The sequence below is a fragment of the Brevibacillus panacihumi W25 genome (assembly GCF_000503775.1).
GTDB classification, from domain to species: domain Bacteria; phylum Bacillota; class Bacilli; order Brevibacillales; family Brevibacillaceae; genus Brevibacillus; species Brevibacillus panacihumi_A.
The window spans coordinates 1,380,098-1,401,989 of sequence record NZ_KI629785.1 but is presented as its reverse complement, the minus strand read 5'-3'; the positions used below and the strand labels follow the sequence as shown (position 1 = coordinate 1,401,989).

Genomic DNA, 21,892 nt, shown 5'->3' with positions numbered 1-21,892 from the left:
AAATGAACGAAAATTCAGGCAGACTACCTTTGCAGGACATCAGGATTCTGGATGCCTCGACCATGCTCGCAGCTCCCTGGGCCAGCACGTTTCTAGCAGACTACGGAGCGCAGGTAATCAAGATCGAGCATCCTGAGTTCGGGGATCACGCGAGAAGATACGGGAAGCAAAAAGAGGGAATTCCGCTCCTGTGGAAGACGCTGAATCGCAACAAAAAGGGAATCACCTTGAATCTCAGCAAGCCGCAGGGACAGGAGCTTTTCAAGAAACTGGTCGCCCAAGTGGATGTGGTCGTGGAAAATTACAGACCGGGGACATTTGAAAAATGGAATCTGGGCTGGGATGTCTTATCCGCAATCAATCCTTCCCTGATTATGCTGCGAACCACAGGCTTTGGCCAATCCGGACCGTACGCGTCCAGGGCTGGATTTGGCACCGTCGCAGAGGGAATGAGCGGCTTCACTTCTGTTAATGGTTCTGCGGATGGACCGCCTACTTTGCCGGGAATGGCTCTGGCAGACGGTGTCAGCGGTGCATTTGGTGCCTTGTCACTGATGATCGCCCTTCATGAGCGGGCAAACAATCCGGAAAAAAAGGGACAGTGCATCGATATCTCCCTCTACGAGCCTCTGATGCGGTTCCTGGAGCCTCATATCGTGGCCTACGACCAGCTGGGGATCATCGCCAGCCGCGTGGGCAACGGGAGTCTCTCTGTCGCTCCCAGGAATGCGTACCAGACGAAGGAGGGCAGATGGGTAGCCTTGTCTGGTGCGGCACAATCGATAACGGAGAACCTGTTCAAGGCGATTGGCAGAGAAGATCTCCTGACAGATCCGCGTTTTGCAACGAACGAATTGAGACTGAAGCACGTGGAGGAGCTGGATGCTATTATCGGCGGCTGGATTCGGGAGCGAGAGTTGGACGAGGTGCTGGAGATTCTTCATGGCAGCGGTGCTGTCGTCGGACCCATGTACGATGTCAGTCAATTGGATCAGGATCCGCATTTTCACTACCGCGAGTCCTTTGTAACCTTGCAGGATGAAGAACTGGGAGAGATGCGGGTGCCCAATGTGGTAGCCAAATTTTCACGAACACCTGGAAGAGTCATCAGCAGGGGACCGAAGCACGGCGAACATAATCTGGAGGTCTATCGTGACTGGCTGTCTTTGTCGGACCAGGAATTGGAAGCGTTGAAAAAGGACAGGATCATTTGACCATCCTCACCAGCCGTTCGATATAGAAGGCATGGCCAAACCGCTTGTGGGGGTGCCATGCCAGTGACAATTGAAAGCGCTCACAGAAGGTTTCTCATGCTGATGTTTACTTTTTCATGAAGGAGTGTTGACGATGGGGATTGGACTACTGGCATTGATCGTATTTATTGCACTGATTATTTTTTGGTCTACCTTCCTCAAGCGGGGGATCGGAGAGGCGATGATTGTAGGCTTTCTCGTCACCGCCTTGTTCGGTGGAGCAGAAGCGCCCGCCTTACTCTGGGATGGCTTCGTTTTTGGAGCGACCAATGAGGTATTGTTTGCAGCGATGGCATTCGTGTTCATGTCCTACATTATTGATAAAACGGGCATCATCTTGCGCCTGATCGAGATTCTGAACTCGCTGCTGGGCCGTCTGCCGGGAGGGGCATCTCATGTGGCTACCTTCGGCTCTGCCTTGATGGGAATGATATCAGGCTCGGGATCTGGGAATACGGCCACGACAGGAGCTGTCACCATCCCCTGGATGATCCGCTCGAATTGGAGCAAGGAAATGGCGGCAACCGTGGCGGCTGGCAACGCAGGTCTGGGTATTGCGTTTCCCCCGAGCAGTTCCATGTTTATCTTGCTGGGTTTTGCTCCTATTGCAGCCGTGGTGTCAGAAGGAGATCTGTACGTGGCGCTGCTGATCGGAGGTGCCTATCAAGTTCTCTACCGGATCATTTTGACGATGTGGTTTGTGCGCAAATATAAAATCCAACGGCTATCAGCCGAGTTTGTCCAGCCGATTGGAAAGTCTCTTCGGGAGGGCTGGAAGTCCACGTTTATCTTTCTCGGTATTCTGATCCCTGTTCTCGTTACGATCGGTCCATTGGCAGAAATGCTGGAGGCAAACCCCGGCATCGGAAAAGCGGCAATGGGTGAGATTTCGTTGATCATCTGGATTCCTGTCATCATCATTTTCATCAGTTTGATAATCGGCCGGGCCAATCTGCCGAAAACGACAGCGGCTTGGACACAGTTTCTGCGAGAGTCGATATCCGGTTTTTCTGTCGTCGGGGTGTTGCTGCTATTCGCATTTGCTGCCAGCAAAGTGCTTGGAGGGCTGGGGTTGGCAAAGGATTTGAGCAGCCTGATGGAAGGACTTCAATTCGCGCCCTGGCTGATGATCTTGATCGTCGGCGTTCTGCTGGTGCTGGTCGCAGGTCCGCTCTCCGGTACCGCAACCTTGACGGCGGTCGGGATGGTTGCCTTTAGCGCTTTGGTCTCAGCGGGTGTGGACCCGGTGGTCGCGGTTGTCGCAATCTTGGTGTTTGCATCCACGGAAGGAGCTTCTCCGCCGTCCTCCGCGCCGATCTTCATCGCCTCTGGAATTGCCGGAGCCAATCCGGAGAAGACGTTTGTACCGTTGATTGTGTATTATGTCGTCCCCATTTTCCTGATCGGATATTTTATCGCCCTTGGCGTATTGCCCATCCCGGTATAAAAGGAAGAGGAGTGAGAAGATGAAAAAGTGGCTAGAGACATCCTTCATCATCAGTTTGGTTCTATTTTTGCTGGCAGGATCTTTGCTGGTCATCGGTCAAATCGCGGGAATCCTGATGCAAAATGGCGAATTGATCACAAAGAGTCATGAGATTTTCTCCAAGCCAGCATTTCTGTTGAGTGCAGTCGCCGGTGTCATTTCCTATTTGTTGAAGCAAACAAAAAAACAGAAAATAAGTGCGGAATCGAGCGAGGCGTAGAGGAAGAGGCTGAAGAAGCCTCTTTTTTTCGTATTGACTAGCGGGCAAATTCAGATTATTTTTATAGTAACCGGTTACATGTCGATTGGAAAATACATCATGTAACAGGAAAAGGGTTGTGTAAACCGGTTACACATAGTCGGTGGTGAAGGTAAAGATGAAAGCAACAATCAGAGACGTCGCCAAGTTGGCAGGTGTTTCCGTGGCTACGGTATCCCGGGTGATGAATCAAAATGGTTATGTCAACAGCGAGACCGAACAAAAGGTAAATAGAGCCATGAAGCAGTTGCAATATGTACCCAACCAGATGGCAAGGGGATTGGCAGGAAAACGCACGAAGACGATCGCGTTGATTTTGCCTGATATTTCCAATCCGTTCTTCCCCGGTTTGGCGAGGGGAGTGGAGGATATTGCGCAAAACAACGGATATACAGTCATTTTATGCAATTCCGATGACCTTGGAGTGAAAGAGAGATCCTATATCGAGGTACTGAAAAAGAAGTACGTCGACGGGATCATTTTTGCGACCAACAATCTGGTGCAAGAAGATCTGGAGCGGCTGGAGGAAGCGCAAATTCCCTTTGTGATGCTGGACCGTGCCCCGGATATGAAATCTGGATGCGTCATCACGGTAAATAACTTCGGGGGCGCGAAGGCCGCTGTAGAGCATTTGCTGGATGCGGGCTGCAAAAAGATCGCTCATATCTACGGCCCCAAGGAGCTGGTCACAGCGAGAGAACGTCTGGAAGGCTATGAAGAAGTCGCGAGAAAACAACCGTGGTACACGCCAACCTTGCTGGTCCCGGGTGATTTCACCATCGACGGAGGAGTAAAGGCAGTGGAAGCTTTGCTCCGCAATCATCCAGATGTAGACGGGATTTTTGCGGGTAACGACTTGATGGCGGTTGGCGCGCTGAAAGCATTGAATCGCAGAGGTATTTCGGTGCCGGGAGAAGTGGCGGTATGCGGGTTTGACGGCGTCAATCTGACGGAAATCACGCAGCCGGAGCTGACCACGATCGCGCAGCCGATTTACCAGATCGGCGAGCTTGCAGCGAAAAAGCTGATTGAAAGGATCGATCAGTCCAGCAGCCATTATGAAACGGTGGAGTTGGGGGTTTCCCTGATTGTCAGGGATTCGACGCAGAAATCCTGAGCGCCGTTTCAGACAACATTCCGACCGGCAAGATAAAGACGGGGATGAGAGAAACTTCAATGATCGTAGAGAAGAACGAGTCGGAACGTTCGTATAGTAAGGAGTAATGGAAGAGTGAAACCAAACATCGTCGTGATAGGAAGTTTGAACATGGACATGGTTGTCCAGGCACCGCGTCTGCCCGCCAAGGGAGAGACGATTCTGGGACAAAGCGTACAATTCGTTCCGGGAGGGAAGGGAGCGAACCAGGCGATCGGTCTGGCTCGTCTCGGAGCGCAGGTAGCCATGATCGGACGCGTAGGAGAAGACCTTTTCGGAGGGGAATTGCTCAGCTCTCTGCAGGCAGGGGGAGTAGACAGCACAGGCGTGAAAAAAACAGCGTCCAGCGATACGGGAGCTGCTTTCATCGTTTTGGCGCAGGGAGACAACAGCATTATCGTCGTGCCTGGGGCGAATGCGCACTGCACCCCGGCTGACATCGATGCGCAGATGGCGTTGATCGAGAAAGCGGACATCGTTCTGATGCAAATGGAGACTCCATTGGAGACGGTGACCTATGCTGCAAAAGTCGCCAAGCAGCTGCAGAAGACGGTCATCCTCAATCCGGCTCCCGCTCAAAAGCTGCCTCCTGAACTGCTCGCCTGCGTGGACGCGATTACCCCGAACGAGACGGAGCTTTCCCTGCTGGCAGAGGGACAAGGCAGTCTGGAGGAACAGATGGACGCTTTGCTGGCCCAAGGGGTTCGCAAGGTCATCGCGACGCTCGGCTCCCAAGGAGTGGCGTACAAAGAGGAGGGCAAACCGTTGCAGCGCATCGCGGGCTATCGCGTCCCGGTGGTCGACACCACAGGTGCGGGTGATGCTTTCAACGCCGGGTTTGCCTACGCGCTGGGCTGCGGTCAATCCCTTGGAGAAGCGATTGCTTTTGCCAACAAGGTGGCCGCCATATCGGTGGGACGCTTCGGTGCCCAGGAAGGGATGCCGTCGCTAGACGAAGTTACTCAGTTTTCAGAATCATCATACTAATGTTGATACTATTTACAATATAAAGAGGTGCTTAGAAATGAAAGTATTGTTTATTGGAGAGTCCTGGGTCGTTCATATGATCCATACAAAAGGGTATGACAGCTTCACTTCCACCAAGTACGAGGAAGGGGCGACCTACCTGCTGCAATGCCTGCGGGATGCCGGCATCGAAATCGACTACATGCCTGCCCACGAGGTTCAGGTGCGTTTCCCGAAAAAGCGGGAAGAGCTGGATAAGTACGATGCCATCGTGCTAAGCGACGTAGGGGCCAACACCTTCCTGCTGCAAAACGCAACCTTTTACAACATGGAGATCATCCCCAACAGCCTGGAGCTCATCCGTGATTATGTCGCGGACGGCGGCGGCTTCATGATGATTGGCGGCTACCTGTCCTTTATGGGAATCGAAGGGAAAGCCAACTTTAAAAACACGGTTCTCGCTGACGTCATGCCAATCGTCATGATGGATGGAGATGACCGCGTGGAAGCGCCGCAGGGCGTGCAGCCGCAAACGGTAAAAGAGCATGCCATCACAGCTGGCTTGGGCGAATGGCCGCGCTTCCTCGGCTACAACCGCTTCGCAGCCAAGTCGGATGCGGACGTACTGGTCAAAATCGGTGAAGATCCATTCGTCGTGCTGGGCAGCTACGGCAAAGGCAAGACAGCTTGCTTCGCCAGCGACTGCGCTCCGCACTGGGGCCCGAAAGAATTCATGGAATGGGAGCATTACCAAAAGCTCTGGGCACGGATTCTGGAGCAAATCAAACGCTAAGAGAAGGCAAGTACACAAGAGGGAGAAGGTGTTCACGTGCAAGTGAACGAGATCGTGCGGCAAAACAAGGATGCCTACATTCGTTTCCTCTCCGAGCTGGTCCAGACAGATACGCAGGTGATCGGCCACGGAGTTCTAGGTGGAAACGAGCAGGCCGGACAAGCCATCATCAAGAAACGGTTGGAGCAGCTAGGCTTTGCGATTGACGAGTTTTGCGTAGAGGATGAAAAGATCAAGAAGTACCCTGGGGCCAATCTGGGACACAACAACGAAGGCCGCCCCAACATCGTCGGCACGCTGAAAGGCACAGGAAATGGGAGATCGCTGATTCTGAACGGCCACATTGATACGATGCCGTATGGCGACCGGGACAAGTGGCAGGACGATCCTTTCTCCGGTGAGGTAAAGGGTGATGTCTTGTACGGTCTGGGATCGACGGACATGAAAGCTTCTCTGGCCGCGATGATCATGGCGGCAGAAGTGCTCCACACCATGGGCGTAAAGCTCAAGGGAGATCTGATCATCCAGTCGGTGGTGGACGAGGAGGGCGGCGGCAACGGGACCTTGGCTTGCGTCGAGCGCGGCTACACAGCCGATGCGGCGATTGTCGGAGAGCCAACGCAATTGCACATCCAGCCGGCGCATATGGGCTTTTTGTTCCACGAGATCAAGGTGGATGGGAAAAGCCTGCACTCCAGCCAGCTATGGGAAGGCGTCAATGCCATCGACAAGGCGATCAAAATCTATCAGTCAATCAAGGAGCTTGAGCATCACTGGCTGATGACGCAAAGACATCCGCTGCTGCCGGGACCTACGATCAACCTGGGGGAGATCAATGGCGGCATCGCGGGCTCTGTGGTTCCGGGTTCCTGCACGTTGAAGACCTGCCTTCATTACCAGCCGCGGCAGGGAGAGCCGTATCAGGTGACACGCGACCGCGTACACCAGCAGGTGCTGGATGCCATCGATCGGGTCGTTCGCGGAGACGAATGGCTTCGGGAGCATCCGCCGCAGGTGACCGTGTACCAGGAGGGCTTTCCTTTTGAAACCCCTGTGACGCATCCGTTGATCCAGGAAGCGAAGCAGGTGCTCGGTGAGGTGCTGGAGGATGAGGTGATCATCGAAGGCATGCCTGCTGGCTGTGATGCCCGCCTGTTGGCCGGATTTGCCAATATCCCGACCATCATTCTGGGCTGCGGCGATCCGCGTCAATGCCACTGCATCGACGAATCGGTGCCAGTCGACCAATTCTTGAAGCTGATTGAGGTATACGCCCGTTTCATCGTTTCCTGGTGTGGAGTAGATTCAATCCAAAAAACATAGAAAAATAGGGGGTAAAAAGAAATGGTAAAAAAAGTATCGCTTTTGGCAATGGCTGCATTGGTCTCCATCATGGCTGGATGTGGAAGCACAGGAGGAGAACAGCCTGCTGCGCAAACTCCTTCCGCTGGGGCACCTGCTGACAAAAAAGAGATCACGATTGGCGTATCGACGGCAACTCTGCGTCACCAGTTCTTCATCGACATCGACAACGGCATGAAAAAAGCAGCAGAAGAAGCAGGCGTGAAGCTTCTGGTCAACGATCCGAACCTGGATCTCGCCAAACAAGTATCCGCCGTCGAGGATTACATGCAAAAAGGCGTCGATGGTCTGATTCTGCTTGCGGTAGACAACGCAGGTGTGGTTCCGGTCGTGGAAGAAGCCAAGGACAAAGGAATTCCTGTCATCACGGCTGACTCTGTGGTGCCAAGCGACAAGGTAGATACCTTCATCGGGACAGAAAACTACGAAGCGGGCAAGCAACTCGGCGAGCATCTGAAAAAACAGATTGAAGCAAACGGAAAAGATGTAAAAATCGCAGTTGTGACGCACGTGCAATCCTTCGTGCAAAAAGAGCGTCTGAACGGCTTCAAGGAAGTTCTCGCTGATGCCAAAGGCGTGGAAATCCTGAACGACCAGCCTGGCTACGACCGTGAAAAATCCATGGCTACCGTAGAGAATATCTTGCAAGCGAACCCTGATGTCGACTATATCTATGCAACTGCTGAAAACAGCGTCCTCGGTGCATTGGCAGCTCTCGAATCCGCGAACAACACCAAAACCAAAATCGTCGGCTTCGACGTGACTCCGGAAGCGGCAGAAGGCATCCGCAACGACAAGATCCTGGCGATGATTCAGCAACAGCCGGAAAAAATCGGGGAAGAAGCAGTCAAAGCTGCGATCGAAGCGATCAACGGCAAACAGCTTGAGAAAAACATCAGCATCCCAGTTATTCTGATGGACAAGTCCAACGTAGACGAATACTTCAAAAAGTAAGCAAGAATCGGGGCTCGACCGGCGTGAGGCAAGGCGAGCCCCCACTCCATACGAAATACTCCACATCATGCGGAGGGAGGGATCTGTTTGCAATCACCCATACTGGAGCTGCAAAACATCAGCAAGGAATTTTCCGGGGTTAAAGCGCTTTCCGATGTTTCCTTAACCGTCTATCCCGGAAGCGTGCATGCCCTCGTCGGCGAAAACGGAGCCGGGAAATCCACCTTGATGAAAATCTTGACCGGGGCTTACAGCAAAACCAGCGGCCGCATTTTCTTCGAGGGACAGGAAATCGATCAGATGGACCCGAAGCTCTCCAAAAAACTGGGAATCCACTGTATCTATCAAGAGCTGAATGTCATGAAGAACATGACAGTAGCGGAAAATGTGTTTATCGGAGCTCAGCCAGTCACCAAGCTCGGATTGATCGATTGGAAACAGATGAATAAAGCAGCCGCGGAAATTTTTGCTTCCTTGCAGCTTGAGATCAATCCGAAACAGCTTGTCAAAGAACTGAGCATTGCACAAAAACAAATGGTGGAGATCGCACGCGCGATTTCTCAGCAAGCCAAAATCTTGATTATGGACGAACCGACGTCTTCACTCTCCGAGAGGGAGACAGAAGTGCTGCTATCCCTGGTTGAGGAATTGAAGAAAAAGGGCGTCAGCATTCTGTACATTTCGCACCGCATGGACGAAATATTCCGAATCTGTGATACGGTAACAGTCCTGCGCGATGGGACTCATATCAAAACGATTCCATTGAGCGAGGTAAAAAATGTCGACTCCTTGGTAGAGTTGATGGTCAATCGCAAAGTGACGGACTACTTCAACAAAGTGGAAGTAGAATTGGGCAAGCCCATCCTTCGTGTCGAGAACCTTTCCAAACAAGGTGTATTGAAGGACATCAGCTTTGAAGTGCGCAAAGGGGAAATTCTGGGAATCGCCGGACTGGTCGGTGCAGGCCGCTCCGAGATCGCCAAAGCCTTGTTTGGCATGCTGGCGAAGGATACCGGAGACGTATTCATCGAGGATCAGAAGGTAGAGATTCGCAACCCATCCGACGCAATCAGGCTGGGACTTGGTTTTGTAACAGAAAATCGCAAGGAAACAGGTTTGGCGCTGAAGCAGAGTGTCCGTGCCAACATCACGATGTCCAACCTGAAAAAATATGTGAAATACCTGCTGGTCCAAAAGACTGCTGAGAAAAAAATCGCGGAGGAATACCGGCAGAAGCTGAACATCAAGACGGCTACGCTGGAGCAGCCGATCTCCAGCCTGAGCGGAGGCAATCAGCAAAAAGCCATTCTCTCCCGCTGGATTATCCAGGAGCCGCGCATTCTCATCCTGGACGAGCCGTGCCGCGGGGTGGACGTCGGGGCGAAGGCAGAGATTTTCGCCCAGATCAGCCAGCTTGCCCAGCAGGGCGTCGCCATTATCATGATCTCATCGGAAATTCCGGAAATCGTCGGGATGAGCGATCGGGTTCTGGTCATGCGCGAAGGCTCCATCGCCGGATTTTTGGAGAAGTCATCCATTACACCAGACAACATACTGAAACTCGCATTTGGGGGTGGAGTAAGTGCCTAAAGGAACGTCAACTGAGCTGGAAATCACCCAAAGTAAGCCAAACAACTGGAAGCAAACGCTGTACCTCATCTTCGACAAAGGCAGCACCATGATTGGCCTTGTGTTGCTTTTCGTCATCCTGTCCATTGTGACGACTGATTTTTTAACGGTTGACAACCTGATCAATGTGACCCGTCAGGCTACTGTGCTGTGCATCATGGCGGTAGCGATGACGTTCATCATCATTACCGGGGGGATCGACCTGAGTGCCGGCTCGCAAATCGCCGTGAGCGGCGTGGCTGTCAGCGGACTGATTGTGGCGGGAGTGCCGATTCCGCTCGCGGTGCTTTTCGCGATCATGATCGGCGGACTTATCGGATTGTTCATCGGGGGAGTTGTCTCGACGCAAAAAATCCCGCCGTTCATCGTGACCTTGGGGATGACGACCATTCTCTCCGGTCTAGCCTTCGTGTATACGCAAGGGAATCCGATTGCGGTAAGCGACGCTACTTTCCGCGCGCTGGGACGCGGCTACATCGGACCGATTCCGATTCCGGTCATCATCATGGTAATCGTCGTCGTCATCGGCCATATCCTCTTGTCGCACACCCGATTTGGGCGCTATGTCTACATGATCGGGGACAACGAAGAGGCAGCGAGACTGTGTGGGATCAATGTCAATCTGGTCAAAACGGGTGTGTACGTTCTCGGTGGAGCGATCATGGCAATTGCCGGGATTATCCTCGCTTCCCGTCTGTCTACAGGCTCGCCCAACTCCGGTACCGGATCTGAGCTGGATGCTATCGCGGCCGTTGTACTGGGCGGCGCCAACCTGTTCGGCGGCGAAGGAAAGATCGTCGGCACCTTGATGGGTGTCGCCATCATCTCGATTCTCAACAACGGTTTAAACCTGTTGGACGTATCTTCCTACAATCAGCTCATGATCAAGGGTGTCGTGATCCTGCTGGCTGTATGGCTGAATTCGATCAAAGCAAGAAAAAAAATGAGCGTGTAGGTGATTGGAATGAGCGGAGGAATATTCCCCCCAAAAAAGAATGCATTACTTGAAATCTTGCCTGTGAAAAAACCGATTATCGGAATGATCCATCTCAAGCCATTGCCGGGCTCTCCCCACTACAAAGGGGAGTCGGTTCAGGAAATGATCGACTTTGCGCTTGAGGACGCCCGCCGATTGATTGAAGGAGGGATTGACGGCCTGCAAATCGAGAACGCCTGGGATCTTCCTTTTCCCAAGCCGGAAGACTTCGGTCACGAGACCGTCGCTGCGATGACGGCAGTCGGCGTCGAGCTGAGAAAGATGTCCACAGTGCCGATCGGCGTAAACTGTCTGGCGAATGCTGTCGTGCCTGCCATCGCGATCGCAAAGGCGATCCAGGCCAAATGGGTTCGCTCCAACCAATGGGTGAACGCCTATATCGCCAATGAGGGCTTTGTCGAAGGCGCTTCAGCAAAAGCGATGCGCTACAAGGCGCGCCTTTTCGGAGACGACATCAAAATTCTCGCGGACGTCCACGTAAAGCATGGCAGTCACGCGATTGTAGCGGATCGCAGCTTGTCGGAGCAGACGCGGGACAATGAATTCTTCGATGCAGATATTTTGATCGCGACCGGAAATCGCACAGGGGATGAAACTTCGCTGGATGAGATTTTGGGCATCAAGGAAAACGCTTCGCTGCCAGTGATCATCGGCAGCGGAATGACAGCAGAGAACGCGAAGAAGATCCTGTCTGTAGCAGATGGCGCGATTGTCGGCAGCTATTTGAAAGAGAACGGCAACTGGTGGGAGCGCGTGGACACCGAAAAGGTGAAACGCTTCATGGATCAGGTTCAATCCTTGCGCTAGGGTGGGGGCCGATCATGGGTAAAATCGCCGTACATGGTTTCGTCAATACAGATATCATCTGTCAGGTTGACGCCTTCGCAGAAGTTGATCAGGAGACTGAAGTGAGCAACCTGCAATTTTTGCCTGGAGGATCAGCAGCGAATGTCGCTGTTGGTCTTTCGCGTTTGGGAGAAGAAGTCTATTTTCTCGGAGCGGTCGGTCAGCATGCCTACACCTCCTTTTTGTTGGACAGCATGGAAAAGGTGCGCCTGGACCACATCCAGATCGTCGACGACGTTTCTTCCGGAATGGTGATGGTGCTGGTGGACCAAGAGGGGCTGCGCACGATGTATACGTATCCGGGAGCCAATGTGCAGTACGAGGTGAACCGGATCCCCGAGGACTTTTGCCAAGAGCTTGACTTCCTGCATCTGAGCAGCCCGCATTTGTCCATCGCGAATCAGCTTTTCGCCTGGAAAGAACAAAATCCGCGTTTGCGCATATCCTTTGACCCCAGCTCCCTGTTGACCAAAAAAGGGCTGAAGCCGCTCGAACCATTGCTTTCCCGGACAGACATCCTGTTTGTAAACCGTTCGGAGCTGCAGGATTTGGTCGGCGATCAGGAGTTGGAGGATGCTTTGCAGGATTTGCATCAACGTGGCGCGAAGGAGATCTTTGTGAAAATGGGCGGAGAGGGAGCGCTGTACAGCTCGGCTGTATCCGGTGCGGACTCAGCAAGGACAAGCATCTTCCTTCCCTCTCTGCCTGTCAAAGCAGTAGATTCTACCGGTTCGGGAGATGCTTTTGCCGTCGGCGTGCTGTATGGTTTTCTACGAGGTTGGGAGAAGGAAAAAATCTTGCGGGCAGGCATTACCCTGGGCGCGCGCGTGGTACAGCAGGTCGGAGCGAGGACGGGATTGCCGCATGCCTGGGAAGGGGAGGACTTGGAAAAATGAATGCCAATGATCTGTTTGCACAAGTGGATCAAGCAGATGCGGTCGCTTTTTTGCAGTCGCTCGTCCAGATCAACAGTGTGAATCCGCCTGGAGCGGAGCGGGCCGTAGCAGAAGCGATTCAGAAGCGGCTGCAGGACAGCGGGCTGCACATGGAGATGGACTTGGTGACAGAGGATCGGGCCAATCTGCTCATTTCCCTGTATGGCAAGCCTTCAGAGAAAGCAGTCAGGGATCAGGGGAAAACCCTGGTGTTCAGCGGGCATTTTGATACCGTTCCAGTCGGAGGGGTGGAATGGACGTATCCCCCGTTTGCGGGTCAACGAGTAGGCGACCGCATCTACGGCCGCGGCACGACGGACATGAAAAGCGGTGTCGCAGCGATGATCATCGCCATGGAATGCCTCGCCAAGTCGGGGATCTCGCTGCCTGGAAATCTGCTTTTTGCAGGGACAGTAGGAGAAGAAGTAGACTGTCTGGGAGCCAAGGAAGTGGTGAAGAAAGGCCAGATCGATCATGCTTCTGCGATCGTGGTCAGCGAACCTACCGCCAATCAGGTCATCGTCGCCCATAAAGGCGCGCTCTGGCTTGAGGTGACCATGTACGGCAAGACGGCGCACGGCTCCATGCCCGATCACGGCATCAACGCGATCCAGGCGATCCATCGTTTCATAGCGGAGCTGAATGCTTATCGGCTGGAGCATGAGCCTCATGCCATCCTCGGCGGCTCTACACTGAACATCGGAATGATTCGCGGCGGCGTCAGCCCCAACGTCGTGCCCGATCAGTGCAGCGTGACCCTCGATATTCGGACCGTTCCGGGGCAAAGCCATGAGCGGATTCTCGAAGATATCGGGCGGCTCGCCCAAAAAGCGTCCCTAGCGGCGTCTTATCAGCTAAAAATCTTGAATGACATGTCTTATGTTGATACGCCGTCTGACGATCCTTTTATTCGCACTGCCATGAAGGTAGCGGGAATGGCAGAGGATGCTGCGCCTCGCGGGGTCAATTACTACACAGATGCTTCTATCTATCAGCCGAATCTGAACGGCATTCCCGTTCTGATCTACGGCCCGGGGGAGCCCAGCATGGCGCATCAGCCGGATGAATGGGTAGAGGTTGAGAAGTACCTGGATTCCATTCGCTACTATATCGCCTTGGCGTTGGCTTATTTGAGTGAAGAAAAGTCGTCCTAGTCATAACCGAACCCCCTGCTTTTTAGAAAAGCAGGGGGTTCATTGTTGATTCCCGTTGATTAGGACATGCGTTTGACGACCGGAATCCAGATCTCGCTTTTAAAAGTAGGGGAAGTTGTATCTTTATGCGCATTCCATAACATTTCCGGCCCTTTCGCCAGCTCGTAGCTGGAAGTAGGAAACCACTCGGAATAGATGCGTCCCCAGGTATTTTGGAGCGTCTGGGGGAAAGGTCCGATTGCCTCAAATACTGCCCAGGTGGACGCTGCTACTTCAAGCGCAGCGAGACCAGGCGGGCATTCGTTTGTCGTCGCTACGCCGATGTAATAGTCCAATTCCCCTTTTTCGTATTATGAGGTCAGCCAGAAAAAACTGGCTGGCCATTTTTCATGGAAATGGCTTTACTCTATTGGTAGCCGGGTAGAACGATCCCCTTTTTGGGAAAAACCCGTGGAGGAAACTGTTCACCCCCTACTTGTACAACTATGTTTGGGCTGGTTGGGACAAGATCCCGTATCACATGCGAAGCTATGGCATACAAGTGCTAAAGGGGCTGCCGGTAAAAGAAGTGAGGGGAAGGAAGAACGTGAATCCAGTTGTAGGAATCGATGTGGCAAAAGGAGAAAGCCAAGCACAGATCTTTCTGGATCGGAACAAATTATACGGAAAAGGATTTCGTTTTTCGCATACCATAACAGATTTGGAATGGCTTCATGGAAGGCTAAAGGAAGTAGAAAAGGACAGCGGTTGTCGTCCAGCAATTATTCTTGAGGCTACAGGTCACTACCACCTTCCCATTGTAGAGTGGGCAGAGGAGAAAAATTATGACCTGTATATCCTTAATCCCTTATTAGCCCAGCGGGCTAAGAAAACGCACCTAAGAAAAGTGAAGACCGATAAATTGGACGCGGTTCATTTAGGAGAACTTTATTACAAAGAGGAGTTTGAACCGTACCAAAAGCAGGAAACGCACTGGCTTCATTTACGTCATCTCACGAGACAACATGAGGCAATGACGGATATGTATGTTCAGACAAAATTGCAATTTCGGGCTGTCCTAGACCAGGTCTTTCCCACGTATGAAGGTGTGTTTGGGGATTTGTATTCAACGGTATCATTGGGAGTGTTGGAAATGTATTCAACACCAGGGGCGGTAAAAACGGCAGGAGTGGACAAGCTAGCGGAGTGTATGAACACAAAGCTTGTTCGTGGACGGTCACCGAAGTGGGCAAAGGAAAAGGCAATAGATATGATGGCAGCGGCAGAAAAAAGCCCCTTTCAAGAAGGGGTCCATGAGAGTTATGTGCTTAGTTTACGTATGTTCATCACGTTGCTACTTCAATACCAGGAGCATCTATCCAAGCTTGAAAAACAAATAGATGCCCTGGCTGAAGAAAAAAAAGAATATGATCTACTCCGTTCGATTCCCGGCGTGGGAAACAAGATTGCTGCCACAATCCTGGCCGAAATTGGGGAAATCGAACGGTTTGACCACGCAAAGAAATTGGTCGCATTCGCTGGGGTTGACCCAAGTGTCACATCCTCCGGAAAGTTCACAGCAAGCACAAACCGAATTACCAAACGGGGTTCCAAACGCTTGCGAAGAGCGCTGTACCAAGCTGTACAATGCGGAGTAAGAAGACGAAAGGGGTGTCTCTTACAAAGCTCAGTAAATCAGCGATTACGTGAGTATTATGACGTGAAAAAGGGGGAAGGAAAGCCCCACAAACAGGTTGTGATTGCTTGTGTGAATAAGCTAATCCGCTGGATATACTGCATTTTAACGAGAAGCGAACCTTATAAGGCTGACTTTCAGTCAGCGTAATGGAATGAATTTCCATAACCTCTCCCTTTAGAGAGGTTATTTTGCATGCTTTTCAACAATATAGCACAACTTCAAAGAAAATAATAAGGATACTCTTGACAAAATATTAGCTGGTTTCCTCCATTCGGCCTTCGGAAAAATTCGTCGATGCACTGATGATTCCTTTTGGCTCGACATTGGATTGCTGCTTGAGCATCTGGAGGGTCTCCGCGTTAAGCTGTCCCCACATAGCGGCAATCTCCGGATTCACGCCGTTGAAAACAATGGGGACTCTTTTCGTAATTCCGATGATGCGAAAAGCTTCTTTTTCTTCGATACGATAGTTCATTTCTTCTCCTCCCACTATAAATTAATGTTTTCTCGCGTTTGCTCACTCATTCTTAGATTTTCAACCATCAACATTCCAGAGAAGTGGGCGAAGCATGTAATTATGGAATATTTTTCTGGATGAGCCGGTGGCGGGAATAAAGATTCGAATCTTTTTTCCAATCTATTGGTAAATCGTATGACCGCACATTTGGATATCCACTCCATTCCCCTGACGGCTTACCCTCCCATGTCACGCTGGGTCTTCGCCCTTACATTCCTTCGTTCTGCCTCTCAAGGTGTGGACGCCGCTTCTTGCTCCTTTACTGGGTCGTTGCCCTTACGGAATAGATCCTGCGGCTGCTCCGTGCTTCTGTTGTCATTGGTTTACTTCCAAGCTCTTGTGAGAAACGAGAATATCGTTTGAATTTAAGCTACCATCTGTATTTGGGACTGGCGTACAGGTCCTAATACGTCGGACGCATTGTACGGAATGCACTTCGTGCCTAGTGTGTACAGTACGCGAATGAGCTTCCCGCAGAGTGCCACTATAGACTGCTTCTTCTTGAGCGGATTATGACTTCGCTTCGTAAAGTAATGGTGCAACGCCTTGAATTCGGCGTTTTTGGCGACCATCGGCATCATCGCCCGAAATAGCAAGGCTCTTAGTCGGGATCGTCCACGCTTGGTAATCGTGGACTTGCCCTTCTTCTTGCCGGAACTGTTCTCTTTGAGGTTAAATCCAGCAAGACGGATGATCTGCTGCCCATGGTCATAACCGCTAAGATCACCAACTTCAGCCAAGAAGCCCGCCAGCGTAACAACGCCGATTCCTGGTACTGTCAGCATTTCATTTGTACCTGGAATTTGTGCAAGCAATGCTTCCACTTGCGCCATGATTTCTTCAAGTTGCCTTGAGAATAGTTCATATTGTTCCAGTAAGGCCTTGAGCTCGATTTTCGCCGCCGTCAGCCCTTCGGTAAGTCCAATTGAGTTTGTGGCAGCTTGTAGGAGTTGCGCTGCACGTTTGGAGCCAACCGCTCGCTTCACGTCTTCCTTCCATCGGTTCACGATTGTACTCGCGCCAAGCGATACAATCTCCTGTGGCGTCGGAAATTCACGAAGCGTGATGAGCGAGGCCTTTCCTTCCCAATCTTTAAACACAAGGCTGTACTCCGGAAAGAAGCGATCAAGCCAGTTCTGGATACGCCGTTGGACTTGACCGAAGTTCACCATCACCTTCTCTCGAAGGTTCATGAGAATACGAAGATCGGCATAAACGCTCGTAGGCAATTTGGGCTCGCTGTACTTGCCATTGCGAACTAAATCAGCGATTAACCTAGCATCCTTGTAATCATTCTTCGTCGGTGAATTGTCTTCAAGTTCTTTGCTTTTATTGACGTGATGAGGATTCACGATAACGACTTTGATGTTTTCTCGATGCAGAAATTCGGCCAGTGGAAACCAGTAGTGTCCGGTTGGCTCAATGCCCAAGATGATATCCGTCTTGGCGTATTGCCGCTGAAGCTCCTTCATCCACGAAACGAGTTTCGTCAGGCCAGAATGGTCATTGCCGAACACACAGTCCTTACCAATCTCGATTCCGCGGAAATCGACAGCTCTGGCAACATGCGTTTTCTTGGCAATATCTGCACCGACAACAAGGGTTAATTCGGTAATTTGTTGAATACGTTGATTCTGCTTTTTCGATTGCTTATACTTCATTGTGGAGTACCTCCTGTACGGGTAATTGTTCTTTGGACGGAACGTTTCCCAGTTTACAGAAGGTGCTTTTTTTATTCAAACCCCAAATTCATTCATTACAGGAATGGCTCCTTGGATGGTTAATTGAAAGGTCATGCGTGGAAATGCTTTGAGTGCCTGCTCCCGGTTTCTCGCTTTTGACGGCGTGACCCCGTGCAGCTCCTGAAAAGCGCGAGAGAAAGCATCTGCAGAGCTGTAGCCGTATTTGACTGCCACATCGATGACCTTCGCTTGAGAATGTTGAAGTTCAAAGGCCGCCAGCGTAAGGCGTCTGCGGCGGATGTACTCGGACAGCGTAATCCCAGCAAGAAACGAAAACATCCTGGTGAAGTGATACTCGGATGAACAGGCCAGTCTTGCCACTTCGTGAAAGTCGACCTCGTCTGTGAGGTTTGTTTCGATATACTGCAAGGCTGCATTCATATTTGCGAGGAAATTCATTTCCACCACCTCCTTTGTTACCAACAGAATAGCAGGAAAGCAGACGAACCATCCGACTTTTTGTGCACCGTATTGCCGATTCGAAAGGAGGGAGTTCCATGAGGCAGGCATATTTTCAACCATAAGAAACCCTTAGTCCAAAACGAAATCGGACTAAGGGTTTCTTTCCTTCCTAATCATACATCTTTTAATAGCCGTTCGAGCTTTTTGGCTTGTTCCCTCCGCCGCTTTTTCGCCAAGCGCTCCTCTTCACGCAAGGCGCGCAACAAGGAGAAGCACATGAATACCATGATAATTGCAAACGGGAGGGCAGCCACAATCGAAGCCGTCTGCAATCCCTCCAGCCCGCCGCTGAGAAGGAGAACGACAGCGATAGTAGACTGGAGGATGCCCCAGATGATTTTGACGCGATTGGACGGATCGAGGGAACCGTCGGAGCTCAGCATCCCGAGGACAAACGTAGCGGAATCAGCCGATGTGATGAAAAAGGTGATGATCAGAACCAGAGCCACGACAGCGAGTATCGTTCCCCAGGGGAGCTGTTCCAGCGCGAGAAACAAGGCGGTGGAAATGTCCTTTTGCACGGCTTCGCCAATCGGGGCTTGGTCAAAAATCTCCAGATGCAAGGCGGTCCCGCCAAAGACAGAGAACCAGATGAAGCTAAGTATGCTCGGGATGAGGATCACACAGATCACGAACTCTTTAATCGTCCGCCCCTTGGATACACGGGCGATAAAGGTGCCGACAAAAGGAGCCCAGGCAATCCACCAGGCCCAATAAAACAGCGTCCAATTGGCAACCCAGTTCCCTTGGGTAAAGGGAGTAAGCCGCAAGCTCATGGAGACGAGGTTGTTCAGATAGCTGCCGAGCGTGCTGGTAAAGGTATCGAACAAAAACGCAGTCGGCCCGAGAATCAGGGTCAGCAGCAGCAGGAGCAGCGCTACTACGAGATTGGTATTGCTGAGGAACTTGATTCCTTTATCCAGCCCCGTGGTGGCGGAGAGCAGAAAGATGACAGTGATGACCGCGATAATCCCGATCTGGACAGTGGTGCTGGATGCCAGACCGAACAGGTGGGACAAACCGCCATTGATCTGCAATGTCCCCAAACCAAGCGAGGTAGCGACGCCAAAAGCGGTGGCGATGATAGAGAGTACGTCAATCGTCCGTCCGATGGGGCCGTTTACTTTTTCGCCAAGCAAAGGGGCGAATGTGGAGGAGATCAATCCCTTTGCCCCCTTCCGAAATTGAAAATACGCAAGTGAAAGGGCAATGATCGCATAAATCCCCCAGGGATGCAGACCCCAGTGAAAAAAGACGTACCGCATCGCAGCCGAGGCTGCTTCTGTCGTTTGTCCGGTCACTCCCGCAGGTGGGGCAAAGTAGGGATACCGGCTCGGCAACGCCCCAAAATACTAGTCCAATTCCCATTCCTGCGCTGAAAAGCATGCTGAACCAGGTCGGGAGAGAATACTCGGGTTCGTCATCATCCTGCCCCAAAGTGATCTGACCGTATTTGCTGAAAGCGAGATAGATGCAAAAAATCAAAAAAGCGAAGGCGACGATCAGATAGAACCAACCAAAATTGGTGGTGGTCAACCCGAGCACCTTTGAAGCCGATTTGGCGAATAGTTCCGGAGAAATAGCACCGAATAACACAAAGCCAATGACAATGACGAGCGAGATCAGGAAGGTCATGGGATTCCTCCAAAGCGAATGGTCCGACATAATAGTTTAGAATTTCACGGGTCATCTGAAAATATTCCTGAAAAAGGAATGGATCAGACCGACAAAGCATGAAAAATGCCCGTGAATGGCTCGAATTTCTTCAACAAGCCGTTCACAGGCGAAAAAAGATTAACGAGAGCGTATTTCCTGACGCATAAACAACAGATAGGATAATCCGAAGCAGACGGTCGTGGCCGCGAGCAACCCGATGATATGCGGCCAGATCAGCAGCACGCTTTGTCCCAATGGCAACGGACTGGGGATGGCACCGTAGATTTGCTCCATCGTCAGGGGCCCTAGACTTCGGATCGAAGGTGTCAGCATAATCGTCGTCGCTTCACTGAACAGCTGGCTCGGTGAGAATCTCATCAGAACCTGGACGAATTGCTGGTGACTGAGCCACCCGTTCATGTCAGCTGCTTGAGACGGCAAGGTCGCCGTGGTGATCAGCCTGACAATCATCGTAAAAAAGACGCTGAAAAAAATCCAGACTGCGATGCTTGCAAGGGCTGAGGTGGCCGCCTGCCTGAAGCGGACCGAGAAAAGAATGGCCAGGTTCAGCCAGAAGGCGACATAGCAGATGCTGAGCAGCAAAAAGATGACCATTCGCCAAAATTCTTCCGCGGCAGGAGGAATGCCGAGCATCACCAGGCCAAGGCCCATCACCAGGAAGCCAAGCGCAAAAAACATGACGCTGATGACAAGCAGCGCTGCGACGAATTTGGCATGCAGGACGTAATCGCGATGAATGGGTTGGGCAAGCAAACGGTTTAGCGTCCCCTTGGTTCGCTCCGAATTGATCGCGTCAAACCCCATCCCGATGCCAAGGAGCGGTCCCAGAAAGGCGATGAAGGTCATAAACGCGGGCAATGTTCCGTCAGAGACGGTAAACAGCTTCAGAAAGAGATGTGAAGCAAGCGCATCCTCGGAAGGAGCTGCATCCCGGATCGACATCATCGCCGTATACAGGGAGCCGAAGCAAGTCAGCACGAGCAAGAGCAGCAGAATATAAAAACGCCAGCTATTCAGATGATCTGCCACTTCCTTTTGGACGATCACCCAGAACGGATGGAGTCGTCTGTCATCGCTTCTCATCTGCTTCCCTCCCTTCAAAATAACGGTGGTAGATTTCATCCAGACCGTATTGACGCTGGGTTAGATGGAGGAGCGAAGTACCGCTTTCCACGATCATGCGGGAGATTTCAGGCGTGACATGCTGGCTGCAGTGAATGACCAGCTTGCCATCGTCATGGGTTTCAATCCGGCTTACTCCGTCCACCTGCTGCAGGTCATCCAGCAGACCATCAGGGAAGTGGTTCACCTGTACTTCTATCGCAATCGCTTCCTCCTGAAACAGCTGCTGCGACAAGCTGTGGACGTCTCCTTGTGCCAGCAGGCGACCGGCGACAAACAGTCCAACCCTGTCACAGATCTGCTGCACCTGATGCAGGTGGTGGGAGGAGAGCAGCACCGTCATTCCTTCGTCGCGGCTGAGTTGCCGGATCAATTGGAGGAGCTCGCGCACGCCCTCGGGATCAAGCCCCAAGGTCGGTTCGTCCAGAATGACCACTTCCGGCTGCTTGATCAATACTTCTGCAAGTCCCAGACGTTGGCGCATGCCGCGGGAGTAGGCGCCAGCCTTTTTATGAGCGGCTTCGCCAAGCCCGACCCGATCCAGCAGGTACTCGACTCTCGAGATGGCTTCTTGACGGGAAAAGCCGTTTAGCCGTGCGGTATAGAGCAGATTCTCTGTTCCCGTCAAATCCTCGTAAAACCCTACATCGTCTGGCAAATAGCCCACTTTGCGCTTAACGAGGATTGGCTGTCGTGTCGAATCAATTCCGCAAACGGTAACGGTGCCGGATGTCGGTTCGGCCAGACCCAGCATCATCAAAATCGTCGTCGACTTGCCGGCGCCATTAGGGCCGAGCAGCCCGAATATTTCACCGCGGTTGACGTTCAGCGTCAAACGGTCGACGGCAGTCTGTTCCCCGTATTGCTTGGTCAGTTCATTCAGTTCGATAATGGGCTCCAACTT

At 51.9% G+C, this 21,892-nt stretch carries 17 protein-coding genes and 4 pseudogenes; 14 read left to right on the top strand and 7 right to left on the bottom strand.

Annotated features, from left to right (window positions below; all coding sequences use genetic code 11):
* Window positions 1-2: 2 nt before the first annotated feature.
* From T458_RS47730 to T458_RS47670, 13 genes are all read left to right on the top strand, one after another.
* A complete protein-coding gene (locus T458_RS47730) occupies window positions 3-1,214 on the top strand; it encodes a CaiB/BaiF CoA transferase family protein (RefSeq protein WP_023558193.1) in 1,212 nt (403 codons plus the stop codon).
* Between the two features lie 133 nt (window positions 1,215-1,347).
* Window positions 1,348-2,700, top strand: a complete 1,353-nt coding sequence (locus tag T458_RS47725; protein ID WP_023558192.1) for a TRAP transporter large permease subunit — start codon at window positions 1,348-1,350, stop codon at window positions 2,698-2,700.
* A 19-nt stretch (window positions 2,701-2,719) separates the two neighbouring features.
* On the top strand, window positions 2,720-2,959 hold the full coding sequence (locus tag T458_RS47720; protein ID WP_023558191.1) for a hypothetical protein: 240 nt from the start codon (window positions 2,720-2,722) through the stop codon (window positions 2,957-2,959).
* A gap of 157 nt (window positions 2,960-3,116) precedes the next feature.
* Complete coding sequence (locus tag T458_RS47715) at window positions 3,117-4,115, top strand: LacI family DNA-binding transcriptional regulator (RefSeq protein ID WP_023558190.1); 999 nt, start codon at window positions 3,117-3,119, stop codon at window positions 4,113-4,115.
* 114 nt (window positions 4,116-4,229) lie between these two features.
* Window positions 4,230-5,141: a ribokinase gene (rbsK, locus tag T458_RS47710; RefSeq protein WP_023558189.1), complete on the top strand. Its 912-nt coding sequence runs from the start codon at window positions 4,230-4,232 to the stop codon at window positions 5,139-5,141.
* A gap of 37 nt (window positions 5,142-5,178) precedes the next feature.
* Window positions 5,179-5,913, top strand: a complete 735-nt coding sequence (locus tag T458_RS47705) for a glutamine amidotransferase (protein WP_023558188.1) — start codon at window positions 5,179-5,181, stop codon at window positions 5,911-5,913.
* A gap of 36 nt (window positions 5,914-5,949) precedes the next feature.
* On the top strand, window positions 5,950-7,236 hold the full coding sequence (locus T458_RS47700; protein WP_023558187.1) for a M20 family metallopeptidase: 1,287 nt from the start codon (window positions 5,950-5,952) through the stop codon (window positions 7,234-7,236).
* Between the two features lie 21 nt (window positions 7,237-7,257).
* Window positions 7,258-8,229: a substrate-binding domain-containing protein gene (locus T458_RS47695; RefSeq protein WP_023558186.1), complete on the top strand. Its 972-nt coding sequence runs from the start codon at window positions 7,258-7,260 to the stop codon at window positions 8,227-8,229.
* A gap of 87 nt (window positions 8,230-8,316) precedes the next feature.
* The gene (locus T458_RS47690; protein ID WP_023558185.1) at window positions 8,317-9,819 is read left to right on the top strand and encodes a sugar ABC transporter ATP-binding protein; all 1,503 of its coding nucleotides are present in this window, start codon (window positions 8,317-8,319) and stop codon (window positions 9,817-9,819) included.
* A complete protein-coding gene (locus T458_RS47685) occupies window positions 9,812-10,813 on the top strand; it encodes an ABC transporter permease (protein WP_023558184.1) in 1,002 nt (333 codons plus the stop codon). The genes T458_RS47690 and T458_RS47685 overlap by 8 nt, the downstream gene beginning before the upstream one ends.
* A gap of 9 nt (window positions 10,814-10,822) precedes the next feature.
* Window positions 10,823-11,662, top strand: coding sequence for a BtpA family protein (locus tag T458_RS47680; RefSeq protein ID WP_023558183.1), 840 nt, complete (start codon window positions 10,823-10,825; stop codon window positions 11,660-11,662).
* A 14-nt stretch (window positions 11,663-11,676) separates the two neighbouring features.
* Window positions 11,677-12,597, top strand: a complete 921-nt coding sequence (locus T458_RS47675; RefSeq protein WP_023558182.1) for a carbohydrate kinase family protein — start codon at window positions 11,677-11,679, stop codon at window positions 12,595-12,597.
* Entirely contained in the window at window positions 12,594-13,790 is a 1,197-nt protein-coding gene (locus T458_RS47670) for a M20 family metallopeptidase (RefSeq protein WP_023558181.1), read from the top strand. Before T458_RS47675 ends, T458_RS47670 begins: the two co-directional genes overlap by 4 nt.
* A 59-nt stretch (window positions 13,791-13,849) precedes the next feature.
* On the opposite strand, the pseudogene T458_RS47665 reads toward T458_RS47670, so the two are convergent.
* Window positions 13,850-14,137, bottom strand: a pseudogene (locus T458_RS47665) (GyrI-like domain-containing protein); the annotation flags it as partial.
* Between the two features lie 239 nt (window positions 14,138-14,376).
* On the opposite strand from T458_RS47665, the gene T458_RS47660 reads away from it, so the two are divergent.
* Window positions 14,377-15,615 (top strand): IS110 family RNA-guided transposase, encoded by a 1,239-nt coding sequence (locus tag T458_RS47660; protein ID WP_031305278.1) that lies wholly within the window; start codon window positions 14,377-14,379, stop codon window positions 15,613-15,615.
* Window positions 15,616-15,730: 115 nt separating this feature from the next.
* Here the strand turns inward: T458_RS47660 and T458_RS47655 are convergent.
* The 6 genes and pseudogenes from T458_RS47655 to T458_RS47630 all read right to left on the bottom strand — a co-directional run.
* Window positions 15,731-15,961, bottom strand: a pseudogene (locus tag T458_RS47655) (GyrI-like domain-containing protein); the annotation flags it as partial.
* A 389-nt stretch (window positions 15,962-16,350) separates the two neighbouring features.
* Window positions 16,351-17,646 carry an IS110 family RNA-guided transposase gene (locus T458_RS47650; RefSeq protein WP_023555147.1) on the bottom strand — a complete coding sequence of 432 codons (1,296 nt, stop codon included), beginning with the start codon at window positions 17,644-17,646 and terminating at the stop codon, window positions 16,351-16,353.
* Between the two features lie 108 nt (window positions 17,647-17,754).
* A pseudogene (locus T458_RS47645) lies at window positions 17,755-18,126 on the bottom strand (helix-turn-helix transcriptional regulator); the annotation flags it as partial.
* Window positions 18,127-18,302: 176 nt separating this feature from the next.
* Window positions 18,303-19,824, bottom strand: a pseudogene (locus T458_RS47640) (glycine betaine uptake BCCT transporter).
* Window positions 19,825-19,983: 159 nt separating this feature from the next.
* Window positions 19,984-20,949, bottom strand: a complete 966-nt coding sequence (locus T458_RS47635) for an ABC transporter permease (protein WP_023558177.1) — start codon at window positions 20,947-20,949, stop codon at window positions 19,984-19,986.
* Window positions 20,936-21,889, bottom strand: a complete 954-nt coding sequence (locus T458_RS47630) for an ABC transporter ATP-binding protein (RefSeq protein ID WP_023558176.1) — start codon at window positions 21,887-21,889, stop codon at window positions 20,936-20,938. The genes T458_RS47635 and T458_RS47630 overlap by 14 nt, the downstream gene beginning before the upstream one ends.
* Window positions 21,890-21,892 lie beyond the last annotated feature (3 nt).

Coding starts and splice junctions, on each gene's coding strand:
- T458_RS47730 (WP_023558193.1), top strand. CDS start 3: ATGAACGAAAATTCAGGCAGACTACCTTTGCAGGACATCAGGATTCTG.
- T458_RS47725 (WP_023558192.1), top strand. CDS start 1,348: ATGGGGATTGGACTACTGGCATTGATCGTATTTATTGCACTGATTATT.
- T458_RS47720 (WP_023558191.1), top strand. CDS start 2,720: ATGAAAAAGTGGCTAGAGACATCCTTCATCATCAGTTTGGTTCTATTT.
- T458_RS47715 (WP_023558190.1), top strand. CDS start 3,117: ATGAAAGCAACAATCAGAGACGTCGCCAAGTTGGCAGGTGTTTCCGTG.
- T458_RS47705 (WP_023558188.1), top strand. CDS start 5,179: ATGAAAGTATTGTTTATTGGAGAGTCCTGGGTCGTTCATATGATCCAT.
- T458_RS47695 (WP_023558186.1), top strand. CDS start 7,258: ATGGTAAAAAAAGTATCGCTTTTGGCAATGGCTGCATTGGTCTCCATC.
- T458_RS47680 (WP_023558183.1), top strand. CDS start 10,823: ATGAGCGGAGGAATATTCCCCCCAAAAAAGAATGCATTACTTGAAATC.
- T458_RS47675 (WP_023558182.1), top strand. CDS start 11,677: ATGGGTAAAATCGCCGTACATGGTTTCGTCAATACAGATATCATCTGT.
- T458_RS47670 (WP_023558181.1), top strand. CDS start 12,594: ATGAATGCCAATGATCTGTTTGCACAAGTGGATCAAGCAGATGCGGTC.
- T458_RS47650 (WP_023555147.1), bottom strand. CDS start 17,646: ATGAAGTATAAGCAATCGAAAAAGCAGAATCAACGTATTCAACAAATT.
- T458_RS47635 (WP_023558177.1), bottom strand. CDS start 20,949: ATGAGAAGCGATGACAGACGACTCCATCCGTTCTGGGTGATCGTCCAA.